This window comes from Flavobacterium ichthyis, from assembly GCF_009915155.1.
GTDB lineage: Bacteria > Bacteroidota > Bacteroidia > Flavobacteriales > Flavobacteriaceae > Flavobacterium > Flavobacterium ichthyis.
The window spans coordinates 14,612-31,637 of sequence record NZ_JAABLM010000015.1; the positions used below are offsets into that span (position 1 = coordinate 14,612).

Annotated in this window: 15 protein-coding genes; 7 read left to right on the top strand and 8 right to left on the bottom strand. The window is 34.2% G+C overall.

Going from position 1 to position 17,026, the window contains the following annotated elements; genetic code table 11:
• Nucleotides 1-110: 110 nt before the first annotated feature.
• The 3 genes from GV828_RS11485 to GV828_RS11495 form a co-directional block, all read right to left on the bottom strand.
• Nucleotides 111-950, bottom strand: coding sequence for an OmpA family protein (locus GV828_RS11485; protein WP_166537648.1), 840 nt, complete (start codon nucleotides 948-950; stop codon nucleotides 111-113).
• Between the two features lie 86 nt (nucleotides 951-1,036).
• The gene (locus tag GV828_RS11490) at nucleotides 1,037-2,026 is read right to left on the bottom strand and encodes a glycosyltransferase family 2 protein (RefSeq protein ID WP_166537649.1); all 990 of its coding nucleotides are present in this window, start codon (nucleotides 2,024-2,026) and stop codon (nucleotides 1,037-1,039) included.
• A gap of 25 nt (nucleotides 2,027-2,051) precedes the next feature.
• Entirely contained in the window at nucleotides 2,052-2,498 is a 447-nt protein-coding gene (locus GV828_RS11495; protein ID WP_166537650.1) for a type I restriction enzyme HsdR N-terminal domain-containing protein, read from the bottom strand.
• 62 nt (nucleotides 2,499-2,560) lie between these two features.
• Between GV828_RS11495 and holA the strand changes: the two genes are divergently transcribed.
• From holA to GV828_RS11520, 5 genes are all read left to right on the top strand, one after another.
• Complete coding sequence (holA, locus tag GV828_RS11500) at nucleotides 2,561-3,580, top strand: DNA polymerase III subunit delta (protein WP_166537651.1); 1,020 nt, start codon at nucleotides 2,561-2,563, stop codon at nucleotides 3,578-3,580.
• Nucleotides 3,580-4,023 (top strand): GNAT family N-acetyltransferase, encoded by a 444-nt coding sequence (locus GV828_RS11505; protein ID WP_166537652.1) that lies wholly within the window; start codon nucleotides 3,580-3,582, stop codon nucleotides 4,021-4,023. The genes holA and GV828_RS11505 overlap by 1 nt, the downstream gene beginning before the upstream one ends.
• 52 nt (nucleotides 4,024-4,075) lie before the next feature.
• On the top strand, nucleotides 4,076-4,258 hold the full coding sequence (locus GV828_RS11510; protein ID WP_166537653.1) for a CAL67264 family membrane protein: 183 nt from the start codon (nucleotides 4,076-4,078) through the stop codon (nucleotides 4,256-4,258).
• Between the two features lie 97 nt (nucleotides 4,259-4,355).
• On the top strand, nucleotides 4,356-6,050 hold the full coding sequence (gene ettA, locus GV828_RS11515) for an energy-dependent translational throttle protein EttA (protein WP_166537654.1): 1,695 nt from the start codon (nucleotides 4,356-4,358) through the stop codon (nucleotides 6,048-6,050).
• A gap of 78 nt (nucleotides 6,051-6,128) precedes the next feature.
• On the top strand, nucleotides 6,129-8,321 hold the full coding sequence (locus GV828_RS11520) for a tetratricopeptide repeat-containing hybrid sensor histidine kinase/response regulator (protein ID WP_166537655.1): 2,193 nt from the start codon (nucleotides 6,129-6,131) through the stop codon (nucleotides 8,319-8,321).
• On the opposite strand, the gene GV828_RS11525 is transcribed toward GV828_RS11520, so the two are convergent.
• The 3 genes from GV828_RS11525 to GV828_RS11535 all read right to left on the bottom strand — a co-directional run bounded on the left by GV828_RS11525 (nucleotide 8,322) and on the right by GV828_RS11535 (nucleotide 11,619).
• Nucleotides 8,322-9,152 (bottom strand): endonuclease/exonuclease/phosphatase family protein, encoded by an 831-nt coding sequence (locus GV828_RS11525; protein WP_166537656.1) that lies wholly within the window; start codon nucleotides 9,150-9,152, stop codon nucleotides 8,322-8,324.
• 50 nt (nucleotides 9,153-9,202) lie between these two features.
• On the bottom strand, nucleotides 9,203-10,456 hold the full coding sequence (locus GV828_RS11530) for a DEAD/DEAH box helicase (RefSeq protein ID WP_166537657.1): 1,254 nt from the start codon (nucleotides 10,454-10,456) through the stop codon (nucleotides 9,203-9,205).
• A gap of 122 nt (nucleotides 10,457-10,578) precedes the next feature.
• Entirely contained in the window at nucleotides 10,579-11,619 is a 1,041-nt protein-coding gene (locus GV828_RS11535) for a formimidoylglutamase (RefSeq protein WP_166537658.1), read from the bottom strand.
• A 108-nt stretch (nucleotides 11,620-11,727) separates the two neighbouring features.
• Here GV828_RS11535 and GV828_RS11540 point away from each other — a divergent pair, with 108 nt between their 5' ends.
• A complete protein-coding gene (locus GV828_RS11540) occupies nucleotides 11,728-12,609 on the top strand; it encodes a hypothetical protein (RefSeq protein ID WP_166537659.1) in 882 nt (293 codons plus the stop codon).
• 77 nt (nucleotides 12,610-12,686) lie between these two features.
• On the opposite strand, the gene hutI is transcribed toward GV828_RS11540, so the two are convergent.
• On the bottom strand, nucleotides 12,687-13,925 hold the full coding sequence (hutI, locus tag GV828_RS11545) for an imidazolonepropionase (RefSeq protein WP_166537660.1): 1,239 nt from the start codon (nucleotides 13,923-13,925) through the stop codon (nucleotides 12,687-12,689).
• Nucleotides 13,926-14,299: 374 nt separating this feature from the next.
• Between hutI and corA the strand changes: the two genes are divergently transcribed.
• On the top strand, nucleotides 14,300-15,379 hold the full coding sequence (gene corA / locus GV828_RS11550) for a magnesium/cobalt transporter CorA (protein WP_166537661.1): 1,080 nt from the start codon (nucleotides 14,300-14,302) through the stop codon (nucleotides 15,377-15,379).
• A gap of 238 nt (nucleotides 15,380-15,617) precedes the next feature.
• Here corA and fumC read toward each other — a convergent pair whose 3' ends face one another.
• Nucleotides 15,618-17,015 (bottom strand): class II fumarate hydratase, encoded by a 1,398-nt coding sequence (fumC, locus tag GV828_RS11555; protein WP_166537662.1) that lies wholly within the window; start codon nucleotides 17,013-17,015, stop codon nucleotides 15,618-15,620.
• Nucleotides 17,016-17,026 lie beyond the last annotated feature (11 nt).

The following is a 17,026-nucleotide window of genomic DNA, read 5'->3' on the forward strand; positions in this document are numbered from 1 at the left end:
CATATGCTATTCTTAATTTAAATATTTAATTGGTTATAAATAAAAATTAGGGATACATAAAAAGCAGGCTTACGGGCCTGCTTTTGCATTTATTAATATTCTAAAACGACTTAGTTTTTCGCCGCCATGTTTTTCATTTCTTTTTCAATCATATCGTAAAACTGATCAATTTTAGGAAGTACCACAATTCTAGTTCTTCTATTTGTCGCTCTATTTTCGGCTGAATTGTTATCAACTAAAGGAATGTATTCACTTCTTCCGGCAGCAATTAACTGTTTAGGATTTACGTTTAATTCCTGTAAAACTCTAATGATTGATGTAGATCTTTTTACTGATAAATCCCAGTTGTCAAGGATAATTCCATTAGATTTGTATGGAACATTATCAGTATGTCCTTCCACCATACATTCAAAATCAGGTTTACTATTTACAACTTTAGCAACCTTCGCCAAAACTTCTTTTGCTCTGTCACTTACTACGTAACTTCCGCTTTTAAACAATAATTTATCAGCAATTGAAATAAAAACTACTCCTTTTTCAACATTTACCTGAATGTCTGGATCATTAATTCCAACAGAACTTTTCAAGCTGGTAACTAATGCTAAAGTAACCGAATCTTTTCTGGTTAAAGCATCTTGCAAACGTGTGATTTTTAAATCTTTTTCTTTTAAACTTTCTAAAGATTTTTCCAAATTTGAAGCACCTTGAGAAGATAAAGTCGTCAAATTATCTCTGGTATTGATCAAATCTGTTTTGTCTTTTCGCAAATCTTCCACTTGTCTGTTGAGCATATCTCGCTCAGTCAAACAAGAATTTAATTTAACCGTAGCAGTATTCAGTAAGTCCTGAATTTCTTTGTTTTTTGCTTCAAGCTCGGCGATTTTTTTCTTCGAACCGCACGAAGTCAGTGTTAATGTAGCAACTGACAGTATTAAAAAGGCTTTTTTCATAGGTTATAGTTTTGATTTCAACGTTAACAAATTTACAGATTATTAAAAAGGTTAAAAAATTTGCGATTATAAACAAATGTTAAAAATCACGGAGCAAATATCTTGCCTTTTTTGAGAAAATGATAGTGTACAATGCTTTTTATTTTGTAGTAATTTACGTACTGCGTTGAATTTCTTTTCTTTAGAAATTTAAAAAAATACAAATAAAAATAAAAATGTGCTTTTAATATTGACCAAATATGAGTAAATTTTCCTTGAATAAGAAACCTTAATCCCGCCAAACCATCTTGTGAAAGCCTGATAAATAACACCCCAAACATTTTTTTTGAGGGCAAATTTTTAACAAGCATCCATAATGAGTTTCTAAAATTTAAAAATGTTTTCTGTGGATTCGATTCTTTCAAAGTTGCCCCGCCAACGTGGTAAACCGTTGAAAATCCACAATATTTTGCTTTATAATTTTTATTGAAAGCCCTCCAGCATAAATCAATTTCCTCTTGATGCGCAAAAAAATCTTCGTCAAAACCTTCTAACGCTCTAAAAACTTCTTTCCTGATAAAAAAACAAGCACCCGAAGCCCAAAAAATAGAATACGCATCATCATATTGACTTAAATCTTCCTCAAGTTCCTGAAATACTCTTCCTCTACAAAAAGGAAAACCATATTTATCAATAAATCCTCCAGCTGCTCCAGCATATTCAAATTTTTTCTTGTTTTTATAATCTAAAATTTTAGGCTGAATAATGGCGGTATCACTTTCACTTTCAAACATTTGTAATACAGGTTCAAGCCAGTTTTCAGTCACTTCGATATCCGAATTTACCAAGGCATAAATTTCTTCTTCAACTTGCTGTAAAGCTATGTTATAACCTTTTGCAAAACCATAATTTCCTTTATTTTGGATAATGCTAATTTCGGGAAAATTTTGTTTTACAAACTCAACAGAGTCATCGGTTGAAGCGTTATCAGCAACATAAATTTTTGCTTCGTTAGAAAAGGCTAAAATTGTAGGCAAAAAAGTTTCGAGCAAACCTTTACCATTCCAATTTAAAATTACAACCGCAATTTTTTTCATTTTTTTTGAAGAAATTTTTGCAATGTTATTTAGCAAAATCGGGTAAATTTTGAAGAAAATTATACCGCTCATTTTGATAATCAAGCTGGCAAAAGTAATGATTTAATCCATTAGTTACCATTAAAAACTTTGATTCGAGTGCTAAATTATACCTGGCAATTTGATCAAATGTTTGCTGGCTGATTATTACGTCCGCAGATTTACATTCAATCAACAAAAATAATCTTCCATCTGGTTGAAAAACAACCACATCGTAACGTTTAGTTAAACCATTTAATCTTATAATTTTTTCAACGTTAATGTATGATTTTGGATATTTCATATCTTCAATCAAAAACCGCACTACGTGTTGACGAACCCATTCTTCGGGAGTTAAAATCACAAATTTTTTTCTGATTTCGTCAAAAATGGCTACTTTATTTTCGCTATTTTTGAAGCGGAATTGATAGGCCGGGAAATTTAATTTTGTCATGTTACAAAGATAGATTTTCGGGATAAATCTTATCGATTCTATCTTTAAAATAATAAACGCTGATGAAAAAAAATCCGCTCGACGAACCCAAACAAATTATCGATAATATCAAAGCCGGAAATCTTAAACCCATTTATTTTTTCATGGGTGAAGAACCGTATTTTATTGACAAACTCACGGAATATTTAGAAGATAATTTACTCTCTGAAGACGAAAAGGGTTTTAATCAAACGGTTTTGTACGGGCGAGATGTTTCAATCGATGATATTGTTTCTACCTCAAAACGGTATCCGATGATGGCTGAAAAGCAGGTAGTAATCGTAAAAGAAGCACAAAATTTATCCAAAACAATTGATAATATTTTGGCGTATGCCGAAAATCCAACACCGTCAACGGTTTTGGTGATGGCATACAAATACAAAACCCTCGACAAACGTAAGAAAACTCTCAAGGCAATAGATAAAAATGGTTTGGTTTATGAGAGTCAAAAACTTAAGGATTATCAAGTTGGCGATTGGCTAAAACGGGTTTTACAAGGAAAAAAAATAGGGATTGAACCCAAAGCAGCTGCGATGCTTGTTGACTTTTTAGGAAATGACTTAAGCAAAATTGCCAATGAAATTGACAAATTAGCTATCATTTTAAAACCTGGCGAAATTGTAACGCCTCAAGTTATTGAAGAAAATATCGGTTTTAGCAAAGACTTTAATGTATTTGAATTGCGGAAAGCCATCGCAGAAAAGAAGGAAAAAAAAGCTTTCCAAATCATTAAATATTTTGCCGAAAATCCAAAGGATCATCCTATTGTATTGACAACTGGTCAAGTTTTTGCCTTTTTTGTAACCTTGCTAAAATATCACGGGTTGAAAGATAAAAATCCGAGAATTGCTGCACCTGTTTTAGGTGTAAATCCTTTCTTTATGTCAGAGTATGAAGTGGCTTTAAAAACATATCCGATGAGAAAAGTAAGTCAAATTATTGGAAACATTCGAGAAATGGACATGAAAAGCAAAGGAGTTGGAGCAGCAAATGTTCCGCAAGAAGATCTTCTGAAAGAAATGTTGGTCAAAATTTTTAACTAATGCTTGAAATTCGCCCATTCAATCAATTGGATGTTTCATATTTATTAGAGTTGTTACGACTGAATACGCCTGAGTTTTTTTCGGAAAAAGAAAAAGGGGATTACGTACAGTACCTTAATAATGAAGTCGAATATTATTTTGTTGTCACAAAAAAAGACCAAGTTGTAGGATGCGGCGGATTTAATTTTTGGGATGAGGGTAAAACTGTTCGGATTTCTTGGGATATTTTGCACCCGGATTTTCAAAGGCAAGGAATAGGGAAGTTGTTATTACAACATCGGCTGAAAGAGATTGCCAAATTTGACAAAGTTGAGAAAGTAGTCGTTAGAACTTCGCAATTGGTTTACAGATACTACGAAAAGCAAGGATTTGTTTTGCAAAATATTATAAAAGATTACTGGGACTTAGGCTTCGATTTGTATGAAATGGAACTGCAATTTTAGTTGTAGTTCAGTTAATTAATGACGATATTTGCGGTAAAAATAAAATCAAAAAATGGGAATGAACAAAAATACAATTCTCGGTTGGGCTTCATTTATAATGATCTTGATGGGAATTTTACTGGTTTGCCTTGGCGCTTTTAGATATAATGATGTCGCTGGATGGGGTTTTGGAGCCGTTGGAATCGGTTTTTTTGCAATTGCATGGGTGTTTAGTTCGCTAAAAGGTAGGGTTTAAGATTTTAGATTTATGATTTCAGATATTAAATTTAGAGTATTTGATTTTCAGATATAGAAATCGCCAATTTTCAATTAAATAAAATAAAAAATAAAATATGTCAGACGATAAGAAAGTAATATTTTCGATGTCGAAGGTAAGTAAAACTTACTCAAGCACGAACAAACAAGTTTTAAAAGATATCTACCTGAGTTTTTTCTATGGTGCCAAAATTGGTATCTTAGGTTTAAACGGTTCCGGAAAATCATCTTTGCTAAAAATTATTGCCGGAGTTGATAAAAATTACCAAGGTGATGTGGTTTTCGCACCAGGTTACACTGTTGGTTATTTAGAGCAAGAACCGCAATTGGACGAGAACAAAACAGTGATTGAAATTGTTCGAGAAGGTGTTTCCGAAACCATGGCAGTATTGGAAGAATACAACAAAATCAACGATTTATTTGGGCTCGAAGAAAATTATTCTGACCCAGATAAAATGGACAAATTGATGGATCGCCAAGCGGTGCTTCAAGATAAAATCGATGCTTTAGGAGCTTGGGAAATTGATACTAAATTAGAAATTGCAATGGATGCGCTTCGTACCCCAGATCCTGATACGCCAATTAAAGTGCTTTCAGGTGGAGAAAAAAGACGAGTAGCACTTTGCCGCCTTTTACTGCAACAACCTGATGTTTTACTTTTAGATGAGCCCACTAACCACCTCGATGCCGAATCAGTTCATTGGCTTGAACAACATTTGCAACAATATAAAGGAACAATCATAGCAGTAACCCACGACAGATATTTCTTAGACAATGTTGCCGGATGGATTTTAGAATTAGATAGAGGCGAAGGGATTCCGTGGAAAGGAAATTATTCTTCTTGGTTAGACCAAAAATCAAAACGTTTGGAACAAGAAGAAAAAGTGGCTTCTAAAAGAAGAAAAACATTAGAACGAGAGTTGGATTGGGTTCGTCAAGGTGCTAAAGGTCGTCAAACTAAGCAAAAAGCGAGGTTGCAAAACTATGATCGACTCTTAAATGAAGATCAAAAACAACTTGAAGAAAAATTAGAGCTTTACATCCCAAATGGTCCAAGATTAGGAACAAATGTAATTGAAGCCAAAGGCGTTGCCAAAGGTTATGGCGATAAATTATTGTACGAAAATCTAAACTTCACATTACCACAAGCAGGAATCGTTGGGATTATCGGTCCTAATGGTGCCGGAAAAACCACGATTTTCAGAATGATTATGGGCGAAGAAACACCTGACAAAGGTGAATTTTCTATTGGCGAAACTGTAAAAATTGCGTATGTTGACCAATCTCATTCTAATATCGACCCAGAAAAATCTATTTACGAAAACTTCTCTGACGGTCAAGAATTAGTAATGATGGGAGGTAAACAAGTTAATTCCCGTGCGTATTTAAGCCGATTTAATTTTGCTGGAAGTGATCAAAATAAAAAAGTTTCAACACTTTCTGGAGGAGAAAGAAACCGGTTACATCTTGCTATGACTTTAAAAGAAGAAGGAAACGTGTTGCTTTTAGATGAACCAACCAATGATTTAGATATCAATACTTTAAGAGCATTAGAAGAAGGTTTAGAAAATTTTGCCGGTTGTGCAGTTGTTATTTCTCACGACAGATGGTTTTTAGATAGAATTTGTACTCATATTCTTGCATTTGAAGGAAATTCTGAAGTATATTTTTTTGAAGGAAGTTTTTCTGATTATGAAGAAAATAAGAAAAAACGACTTGGAGGTGATATTATGCCTACCAGAATAAAATATAAAAAACTAATTAGGAATTAGATTGCCAAATTATCACAAAATCCTCATTAAATTATGAGGATTTTTTATTTTTATGTAATTTTACGTAAAAATTAGTCTATGTTCCCCAATAGAATGATTTTCTTGTTAATTTTCTTTTTCACCACCGCTTTCACACAAAAAGAAAATGTAGCAGTACGTGAAGAAGTTTACGCTTTAATCACTGAAGCTGATTATTTGCTTGAGAAATCTAAAATAAGCGAATCACTCGAAGTTTCAAAAAAAGCGTTAACATTAGCTTATCGCAATAATCACGATGATTACGTTGCAATGGCGTATAACATAATTGCAGGTTGCCATGAAAGTCTATCAGACTCTGACAAAGCATTACAATACTACAATAAAGCTTTGTACTTTGCGGAAAGTAGCCAAAATGAACAGATTTTAGACTGGATAAACAACAATATTGGTAATATATATAATTTCGATAAAAAAGAGTATCGCAAGAGCATTAAATATTATCAAAAATCGCTAGCTATTTCCGAGAAATATAGGGACACAACATCAATAATTTATACAAAGCTAAATCTTGCGTGGGCATACTTTAATCTAAAAAAAACTAATTTAGGATTTGAAAATCTTCAGTTTATAGAGCAAAACATTGATAAGCATGGCGATGATATTGCAAAAGTGAATTATTATACGTTAAAAGGAATTTACTATAGTCAAATCAATAATCCGGGAAAGGCTAACGAAAATTTCGATATCGCAATTTCTCTAGGTAAAAAACTTCCAGATTTAGCGCCACTTGCTGAGGCTTACGAAGCCTATTCAAGTCATTTATACGAAACTAAAAATTTTCAAAAAGCATATCTTTTAAATGACCAGTTTATACAACTAAAACAAAATCTTTTCGACAAGGAACTACGTCACAACGCACAACATTCGAGCATGAAAATTGAGCTCGATGAAACCAAGCGCGAAATTTTAAAAATTGAAGCCGAAAATTTATTAAAAGACAAGAATATGGCTCATGCTCGTATTATAATTATCCTAGGACTTTTAATCATCATTATTCTCTCGATTTTAATTCACAATTTTTACAATAATCATTTATATAGAGAAAATGTTAATTTAGAATTAATTGAACAAAATGCTAAACTTACTCTCGCTAAAACTGCTGCAGAACAAGCTTCGAAAATAAAAAGTCAACTTATTTCAAAAGTTTCACACGAATTACGAACACCTCTTTATGGTATGGTTGGAATTGCTGATATGTTACTGGAAGATTATCCTCAACTTGCGGAAAATTCAAGCATAAATTCGCTTAAATTTTCAGGTAGATACTTACTTTTTTTAATAAATGATTTACTCCAAATAAGCCAAATAGAAGAACACAAAGAAAATATTAGCTATCAAGCATTTAACCTATATGAGCAAATTGAACGTTGTCAAACCACTTTGCATTTTTATGTGCTTTCAAGTAATAACAAAATAGAAATTGATTGTGATCCTGAAATACCCGAAATAATGATGGCTGATAAATGTAAGCTTTCGCAAATTTTAATCAACATCTTGCATAACTCTTTAAAATTTACCCAAAACGGAAACATCTTAATCAAGGCAAGAATCTTAAAAGTCGATGGAAAAAACATTTGGATAGAATTTACGATAAAAGATTCGGGTTGCGGAATTGAGGAAGAGAATTTGCAGACTGTTTTTGATGAATTTATACAAATTGATAGAAGAGACGGTGGTTATAAAGGCATAGGACTAGGGTTGACTTTAGTCAAGAGGCTTGTCACCATGATGGGAGGAACGGTGTCGATAGACAGTAATAAAAATGTTGGAACTACCATAAAGTTCTCATTCCCGTTTCTTAATGACGCACAAATGGTTAACGATTACATCAACAGCATTGAAGTAAATCTAGGCATTTCACCTAAGACCTATAAAATTTTAGTAGTGGAAGACAATAAAATAAATCAATTAGTAACTCGCAAAAATGTAGAAAAAAACGGACATCTTTGTCACGTGGTTGATGATGGATATGCCGCTATAGATAAACTTAAACACGAAAATTTCGACTTGATATTGATGGATATCAATATGCCAATGTTAAACGGTTTTGACACCACAAAATTAATTCGGGAAATTGATCAAAAAATACCAATAGTTGCTTTAACTGCTTATAATCGTGAGGAAGTTTACCATCAAGCAATTCATGTAGGAATGAATGATGTAATCATAAAACCCTTCGACCCAAAACAATTTTTTGATACCATTCACAATTATATTGCCATTGCAAGTTGATTATTCAAAATTTATTTCCGCATAAACCGGCAAATGATCACTTGGATATCGACAATCTTTACTATCACTAAAAGTGGCAAATTTAAGTACTTTAACGCCGGTTTTACTTACAAAAATATGATCAATTCTATCTTTCACGGGTTTGTTATATTGAAAACCGCTAAAAGTACCATCAGGACCAAAAGGTTTTGTCACGCTTTTATTTTTCGCCAAGTCTAATCCCGCTAACATTTCTTTTATTGGTGCGGTTTCTTCTTTTAAATTAAAATCGCCAGTCAATAAAACCGGAAGTTTTTTAGCATTAATTTCATTTATTTTTTTCAAAATTAATTTTGAACTTTCCACTTTTGCCACATCGCCAACGTGATCAAAATGCGTGTTAAAAACCCAAAATTTTTGTTTGGTTTTTCTATTTTGAAAAAGTCCGTAAGTACAAATTCTATTGTAAGCGGCATCCCAACCTTTGGAAATTTTTTCTGGTGTTTCCGAAAGCCAAAACGTGCTGTTTTCAAGCATTTTAAATTTTTTGGCATTGAAAAAAATGGCGCTAAATTCACCTTTACTTTCGCCTTCTCTTCCAATCCCGATGTAATCGTAGTTGGGCAAATTTACCTCAATAAACTGCATTTGATGAGGTAAAGCTTCTTGAACACCCATAAAATCTGGAGCATAAAATTTTACCTGATCAGTTAAAAAATCGTTGCGGTTTGCCCATTTGTTTTCGCCATCGCTTTCCACATCTAAGCGAATGTTATAACTCATAATCGTAACATCTTGGGCAGAAATATGTTGAAAAGCTAAAAGTAAAATGGTCAACAAAATTTTTTTCATAACAGGGGAATTATTTTTTTTCAGAAAGCCAAAACTACGAAAAACGCCGGTTAATACCAGCGTTTTTTATTTTTTTTAGAAGCTTCAGACTTGCGTGAATTGTTTTTGCCTGAAGGTTTTTTCTTGTTTCTTAAATCAGGTTTTGCGTCTGGATTTGGCTCAGTTTCTTTCCATGGAAAGGGATGATCTTTGATTGTTTTGACATTTACTTTTATCAATTTTTGAATGTCTTTCCAATACGGTTCTTCGTCTTTTCCGCAAAAAGAAATTGCAATTCCACCGTTTCCGGCACGTCCGGTTCTGCCAATTCTGTGAACATATGTTTCCGGGATATTGGGCAAATCAAAATTAATCACGTGTGGCAATTGGTCAATATCAATGCCTCGAGCTGCAATATCAGTCGCTACCAAAACATCAACTTCACGGTTTTTAAAATTATCCAAAGCACGTTGTCTTGCTCCTTGAGATTTATCACCATGAATAGCTTCGGCAGTAACGCCATTTTTTTTCAAGGCTTTCACCACGTTGTCGGCTCCATGTTTTGTTCGGGCAAAAACCAAAACGTGTTTGATATTTTCATTGCGAAGCAAATGATACAAAAGTTTTCGTTTGTCTTCTTTAGCTACAAAATAAATTTGTTGTTGCACGGTTTCGGCAGTAGAAGAAACTGGAGTTACCGAAACATATTGCGGTTTGTTCAAGAAATTTTCGGCTAATTCACGGATTGCCATTGGCATTGTTGCCGAAAATAAAAGTGTTTGCCGATTGGTTGGCGTAAGTTTCACAATTTTTTTAACATCGTTAATGAAACCCATATCCAGCATTTGGTCAGCTTCGTCTAAAACCAATGTATGCAAGTGATCAAGGTCAATAAATCCCTGTTTATGAAGGTCTAATAATCTTCCAGGTGTGGCAATTAAAATATCAATTCCCTTTTTTAAAACATCCACTTGCGGCACTTGCGAAACGCCTCCAAAAATGGTAAGTTGTCGTAAATTAGTATATTTCGCATAATTGTCAAAGCTTTCGCCAATTTGTAAAGCCAATTCGCGAGTTGGCGTTACCACTAAGGTTCTGATTTTTTTTGATTTATTAGACGAACCTACAATTTTGTGCAAATGGTTCACAATAGGAATAGCGAAAGCCGCTGTTTTTCCGGTTCCGGTTTGAGCACAACCTACTAAATCACTTCCTGCTAAAATTATAGGAATCGATTTTTCTTGAATAGGAGTTGCTTCTTTGTACCCCAAATCTAAAACGGCACGTTGTAAACTTTTGGATATAGATAATTCTTCGAATAGCATATTTTAAGGATGCACGTTTTTTTTTGTGCAAGCGGCAAAGATAGGCTTTATTTTTTTTGAATTAGAAATAAAGAAAATCATTGCTCTTTTAAGAAAACCCATCTGAGTTTTTTTGCTAAAATTTAATCGGGTAGCGTAGATTTTGCCTTAATAAAATCAGTAGTTAAATAGGCGATTAATTTTCCTACAAGATGACTGTTTTTTTCATCGCCCAAATCTGGTGCGCCTTCACAAATGTGCAAGTACGAAGCATTTTTATTTTTGCCGAAAAAATAAATAAACTGGCGTAATTCTTCAACCGAAAATCCGCTTAAAGTCATCGCACTTGAGGGAATATTAGGGATTGAATCTAAGTCGATTTCAATACCGTAACAATCGTTATTGATAAAATGGTAAGCGCGTTCTATTTCTTTGTTAAAATCTTTTTCTTTACGAATTTTAATTTCGTCGTAAGTATTGATGCGAACGCGGTCTTCTAATTTTTTGATTTCGTGTAAAACGCTTTTGGAAGTATAACTTTCGTGTAAACCAAAAACAAAATATTTTTTCAAAAAACCTTCGTCAAAAGCATACGAAAAGCCATTGCCACTGTGTCGTCCTTCGAGAATTCTAAAATCAGAATGCGCATCAAAATTAACAGCATTAATCGATTTCCCTTTGGCCAAAGCCGTTCCTTTTATATTACCGTAAGCGTTGTTATGACCACCGCCAATCACGATTGGAATTTTTCCGGATTTTACAATTTGAAAAATAATATGGGCTACTTCTTTATCTACTTTTTCTACTAAACCCGACAATTTTTTTCTTTGGTCAGAATTATTGAAATCTAAACTTTTGGCTTCGTCCATTTCTTCTGTAGTGTCCAAATGTCCTAATACAAGCACTTGGTTTCCTTTGCAAAATCGGTTATGTTGCAGATTAGCAATGCTTTTTATGGTACTTTCCCAGGCAGAAACGGTTCCAGGTCTGCCATAATTGGCTCTTACACCAATGTCTTCCGGGATACCAAAAAGAACAAATTGGGCATCACATTCGTTTAAAAATTCGTTCACATTTTTTCCTTTGGGAACTGTTTGCATCTTTTCGCCGAATTTTACTTCGCCACTTCTAAAGTTTGTAATTTTTGCTAAGTCGTGGATAGTGAGGGGAATAAGCTTTTCCATAAAAAATATTTGCCCTCAAAAATAATATTTTTATTAAAAATTGCGTTAACACTTCAGAAAATCCCCCAAAAAAATAATTATTTTTGTTTTAAACCTTACAAAAAACCTATGGAAAATCAGAAAAACAACAATAGCTTAAAGGCTATTATTGCAGTGCTGGCAATTTTGTTGGCGGGAAGTTTAGTGTACATGTACAAAATTAGTAGCGATGCCAAAGCTACTGAAACCGAATTGGTAAGCGACAAAGAAAGCGCAATGACCCAATTAACGGAAATGAAAACCAAATTAGATGAAGCTATTGCTGAAAATACTTCGGTTTCGGATGAATTAATTGCCGAGAGAGAAAAAGTGGTAAAATTAATGGCAGAACTCGAAAAATCTAAAGGTGATGTGGCTACTTTGAGAAAAGTACAACAACAATATAATGCTTTGAATGCGAGATTAAAAACACTTTTGGCTGAAAACGAAGGTTTAAAAACTCAGAATCAAACGTTGATGACCCAAAAAGACAGTATGACTGTTGCACTTGACGAATCAAGAAAATTTAATGATACGTTGATTTCTCAAAATGAAAATCTTTCTAAAACGGTGGAAAAAGCGTCGAAATTAGTGGTGACCAACACAAAAGCTGAAGCGATTAAAGAAAGAAGTTCGGGGAAACAAATTGTTACTGAAAGAGCTAGACGGGCGGATAAATTGAAAGTTTGCTTCACAATTGCACAAAATGCCGTGGCAAAATCAGGCAGTAAAAATTATTATGTACAAATTATTGACAGCAAGAACAACGTGGTTGGTGAAAAACGAACTGAAAATTTTGGCGAAAAAACTTTAACTTATAGTTTTGTGAGCACGGTTGCTTATAACAACGAATCAGTTAATGTTTGTGAATTTTTAGAGGGTCAAGGAGTAGATTTTGAAAAAGGAAATTACTTTGTAAATATCTTTGACAAAAGTGAATTGGTATCTAAAACCAGCTTTACATTGAAATAATTTTCGGTAAAAATAAATTTAAACTATACAAAAAAAGGAGCTTGAAAAAGCTCCTTTTTTTATGTAAAGAAACTTAATTAACGAATGATTTTGCCTTCGATAATTACGTTGTCAATTAAATCTGTACCAAATTGATACGGCAACTGGTAAAACGAAGTTACAGGTTTTGAAATGATGATATTGGCGCGCTTTCCTTTGGTAATCGAGCCGTGAGTTTCGGAAATTCCCATGGCGTAAGCTCCATTAATTGTAGCGGCATTGAAGGCTTCTTCGGGCGTCATTTTCATTTTTATACAAGCTGTTGCTACCACAAAATTCATGTTTCCGGAAGGTGTTGTTCCGGGATTGAAATCTGAAGCTAACGCCAATGGTAATCCGGCTTCAAGCATTTTTCTAGCTGGGGTATAAGGAATGCTTATAAAATAAGAACATGAGGGCAAGGCAACTGGCATTGTCATAGAATTTTTTAAAATTTCGATGTCCTCGTCCGTAACAATTTCCAGGTGATCTACGGAAAGTGCTTCGTGCTTTACACAAGCTTCAATGCCATTTATAGCGGTAAACTGGTTGACGTGGATTTTTGCTGGAAGTCCATATTTTTTGCCGGCTTCCAAGATTTTTTCGGTTTCTTCGATGGAAAAATAACCGGTTTCGAGAAATGCATCGATGTAATCAGCAAGATTTTCCTGAGCGATTTTTGGAAGCATTTCATTGATAATCAAATCAAGGTAAGCGGCATGATTTTCTTTATATTCCGAAGGAAAAGCGTGGGCTCCTAAAAAGGTAGCTTTAATGGCAACAGGAAAATTTTCTTTTAATTTTTTAATAACCCGAAGCATTTTGAGTTCGCTTTCAACGGTCAATCCGTAACCTGATTTTATTTCCACAGCTCCAGAACCTTGCTGCATCACTTCTTCTAAACGTAGTTTTGATTCTTGGTACAAAATTTCTTCAGGAGTTTCGTTTAGTTTTTTAGCCGAATTGAGAATGCCGCCACCACGATTGAAGATTTCTTCGTACGAAAGTCCGTTGATCCTGTCGACAAATTCCTGAACGCGATTCCCGGCATAAACAATATGAGTATGACTGTCACACCAGGCTGGAAAAACTATTTTTCCTGTAGCATCAATTGTTTTATCAGGGTTTATTTTTGGCAAGTTTTCCATAGATCCAAAATTGGAAATCAGGTTGTCTTGGAGTAGGAGAAAGGCGTTTTCGATGAGTGGCAAATCTGCCATTTCTTTTCCGGAAACTTTTTCTATGTGATTTTCCCGAACTTGAAGCAGTTGTTTTATATTGGTAATTAATGTGGTCATTTTGGGATATATGATTTATGAATTATGACATTTGATAACTTGAAAACTGAAACTTAAAACTAAAATTTTACTTCACAAAGCATATAAGAAATTCAAGCAGTTTGGTTTTTTAACATGGAACATTCAACTTTAAACCTTAAACTTTTTTTAAAACTTTAAAAAATGCCTGATGGTTTTAATTAGCCCCGGCAAAGTGGAAATCTTTCCTGCTCCTTTTTTTGGAGCGGGAAAATTGAAACGACGACGGGAACTACGTTTAAAAAAATGCCTGTCGATTGGCTCCTGAAAAAAATGATCCGACTGATGGTGAATAAAATTTTTGTAAAGTTAAAATTGAATTTTAAAAACTCCTATATTTATTCAAATTTATTGCTGTGAGAAAAATTAAGTACCGGGAGGTTAGGAAGTTGCAACCGAATTATTTGGAATACACCGGGATTTATAACACTGAACCGGTTGAAATGCAGTTGTTTGTGTACAATGATGAAGGTTTTGAGGAATATAAAAAGGCAACTGTTGATCGTTTTAAAAAAGAAATTTCTGACGAGAATCAGGCAAATGATGTAAAATGGTTAAATGTTCACGGATTACATAACGAAGATGTAGTCAGGCAGATTGGTGAGGTTTTGGAACTGGAAAATTTTGTTATTGGAGATATTTTAAATGTGGCGAGACGTCCTAAAATGGATGAATTAGACGACGTGCTTTTTTTTAGTATTAAATCAATTTTGCAGCGTGAAGAAAGTGAATCGGTTAGGGTGGAGCAAATTAGTTTTTTATTGAAAGACAATTTGCTGATTTCGTTTCAAGAAAAAAAGAGCGATTTTTTTACACATATACGCGAGCGAATCCGAACGCATAGCGGAATTGTACGAAAGAAAAAAGCGGATTATTTGATGTATTTATTGCTGGATGCTGTGATGGAAAATTTTTTTGTGACGATTGAAAATTATGAAAATGGCATTGAGGTTTTGCTGATAGAATCGAAAACAGCTTATAAATCTACTTTTTTGGAACGTATTGAAAAAGAACGGGAAGATTTGAATTTTTTGAAACGATCAATTGTACCATTGCGTGACGCGATGTATAACCTAAAGCACGGTAACGAAATTGAAAATAAAATTGTGTCAAATTCAAACATTGTTTTCTTCGAACGTTTACATCAAAAAAGTTTGGAGCTTTTGGAGCAAATCGATTATGATATGAAGTCGTTAGATAGTGCTTCTAATTTATTTTTTTCGTCCCAAAGCCAGCGGATGAATCAAATTATGAAAACGCTTACAATTTTCTCTGTAATTTTTATGCCGCTTACTTTTATCGTTGGGGTTTACGGAATGAATTTTGAAAACATGCCCGAACTGAAAATGGAAAATGGTTACTATGTGACTTTAGTGGTAATGTTTTTAATAGCTGTTGTGATGGTGGTTTATTTTAAACGGAAGCATTGGTTTTGAATTATGAGTTATGAGTTATGAGTGAAGAGAAAAGAGAAAAGAGAAAAGAGAAAAGAGAAAAGAGTTTGGAGTTATAAGTTTTGCTGTAAAAAATAAGCAGTCAGAAAAAAATAAAACGGCGGAAATTTTCCGCCGTCATACTTTTCAGTTATTACGAATTATTCAACCCTCATTACTCAATCCTCCCAACTCCCAACTCCCAACTCATAATTCATAATTCATAACTCATAACTCATAACTATTTAAGGCTTCCTACCATTTCTTCCGGTTTTACCCAGGCGTCAAAGTCTTCAGCTGAAACGTAACCTAATCGAACGGCTTCTTCTTTTAAAGTTGTTCCGTTTTTATGAGCGGTTTGTGCAATTTCTGCGGCTTTATAATACCCGATTTTTGTATTTAAAGCGGTAACCAACATTAGTGAATTGTTGACTAATTCATTGATTCTTTTATGATTAGGTTCGATTCCTTGTGCACAATGTTCGTCAAATGAAACACAAGCATCTCCAATTAGTCGTGCAGATTGAAGAAAGTTTGCTGCCATTAACGGTTTGAAAACATTTAACTCGTAATGACCTTGTGTACCTCCTACGGTAATTGCAACATCGTTCCCCATTACTTGAGCACAAACCATTGTTAATGCTTCGCATTGCGTAGGGTTTACTTTTCCTGGCATGATTGACGATCCTGGCTCGTTTTCTGGAATAAAAATTTCGCCAATTCCCGAACGTGGTCCGGAAGCTAACATACGGATGTCATTGGCAATTTTATTCAAAGAAACCGCCAATTGTTTTAACGCTCCATGTGATTCTACGATGGCATCGTGAGCTGCTAAAGCTTCAAATTTATTCGGTGCAGTGACAAACGGATGTCCGGTAAATTCGGCAATGTATTGTGCTACTTTTACGTCATAACCTTCAGGAGTGTTTAACCCAGTTCCAACAGCCGTTCCACCTAAAGCTACTTCGGATAAATGTGAAAGCGTATTTTTTAAGGCTTTTAAACCGTAATTTAATTGCGCTACATAACCAGAGATTTCTTGTCCTAATGTCAAAGGTGTAGCATCCATCAAATGTGTTCTACCAATTTTTACCACATTTTTAAATTCTTCAGATTTTTTTTGAAGTGTATCTCTTAATTTTTCAACACCCGGAATTGTTACTTCTACCACAGCTTTGTAGGCTGCAATGTGCATTCCCGTTGGGTAGGTATCGTTAGAAGATTGGGATTTGTTTACATCATCATTTGCTTTTACAATTTGTTCCCCTTCGCCAATTTTTCCGCCGTTAAGAACCTGAGCTCTGTTAGCAATAACTTCGTTAACGTTCATATTGCTTTGAGTTCCAGAACCCGTTTGCCATATTACCAGTGGAAATTCATCAGCTAATTTTCCAGCCAAAATTTCGTCACAAACCGCACCAATTAAATCTCTTTTTTCTACTGATAAAACGCCAAGATCGTGATTAGCATAAGCGGCGGCTTTTTTTAGATAGGCAAATCCTTCTACTATTTCCATTGGCATTGAAGCCGAAGGACCAATTTTAAAATTATTTCGGGAACGCTCTGTTTGTGCTCCCCAATATTTATCTGCAGGAACCTGCACTTCACCCATAGTGTCTTTTTCTATTCTAAAACTCATTTGCATAAAAT

Coding starts and splice junctions, on each gene's coding strand:
- GV828_RS11485 (WP_166537648.1), bottom strand. CDS start 950: ATGAAAAAAGCCTTTTTAATACTGTCAGTTGCTACATTAACACTGACT.
- GV828_RS11490 (WP_166537649.1), bottom strand. CDS start 2,026: ATGAAAAAAATTGCGGTTGTAATTTTAAATTGGAATGGTAAAGGTTTG.
- GV828_RS11495 (WP_166537650.1), bottom strand. CDS start 2,498: ATGACAAAATTAAATTTCCCGGCCTATCAATTCCGCTTCAAAAATAGC.
- holA (WP_166537651.1), top strand. CDS start 2,561: ATGAAAAAAAATCCGCTCGACGAACCCAAACAAATTATCGATAATATC.
- GV828_RS11505 (WP_166537652.1), top strand. CDS start 3,580: ATGCTTGAAATTCGCCCATTCAATCAATTGGATGTTTCATATTTATTA.
- GV828_RS11510 (WP_166537653.1), top strand. CDS start 4,076: ATGGGAATGAACAAAAATACAATTCTCGGTTGGGCTTCATTTATAATG.
- ettA (WP_166537654.1), top strand. CDS start 4,356: ATGTCAGACGATAAGAAAGTAATATTTTCGATGTCGAAGGTAAGTAAA.
- GV828_RS11520 (WP_166537655.1), top strand. CDS start 6,129: ATGTTCCCCAATAGAATGATTTTCTTGTTAATTTTCTTTTTCACCACC.
- GV828_RS11525 (WP_166537656.1), bottom strand. CDS start 9,152: ATGAAAAAAATTTTGTTGACCATTTTACTTTTAGCTTTTCAACATATT.
- GV828_RS11530 (WP_166537657.1), bottom strand. CDS start 10,456: ATGCTATTCGAAGAATTATCTATATCCAAAAGTTTACAACGTGCCGTT.
- GV828_RS11535 (WP_166537658.1), bottom strand. CDS start 11,619: ATGGAAAAGCTTATTCCCCTCACTATCCACGACTTAGCAAAAATTACA.
- GV828_RS11540 (WP_166537659.1), top strand. CDS start 11,728: ATGGAAAATCAGAAAAACAACAATAGCTTAAAGGCTATTATTGCAGTG.
- hutI (WP_166537660.1), bottom strand. CDS start 13,925: ATGACCACATTAATTACCAATATAAAACAACTGCTTCAAGTTCGGGAA.
- fumC (WP_166537662.1), bottom strand. CDS start 17,015: ATGAGTTTTAGAATAGAAAAAGACACTATGGGTGAAGTGCAGGTTCCT.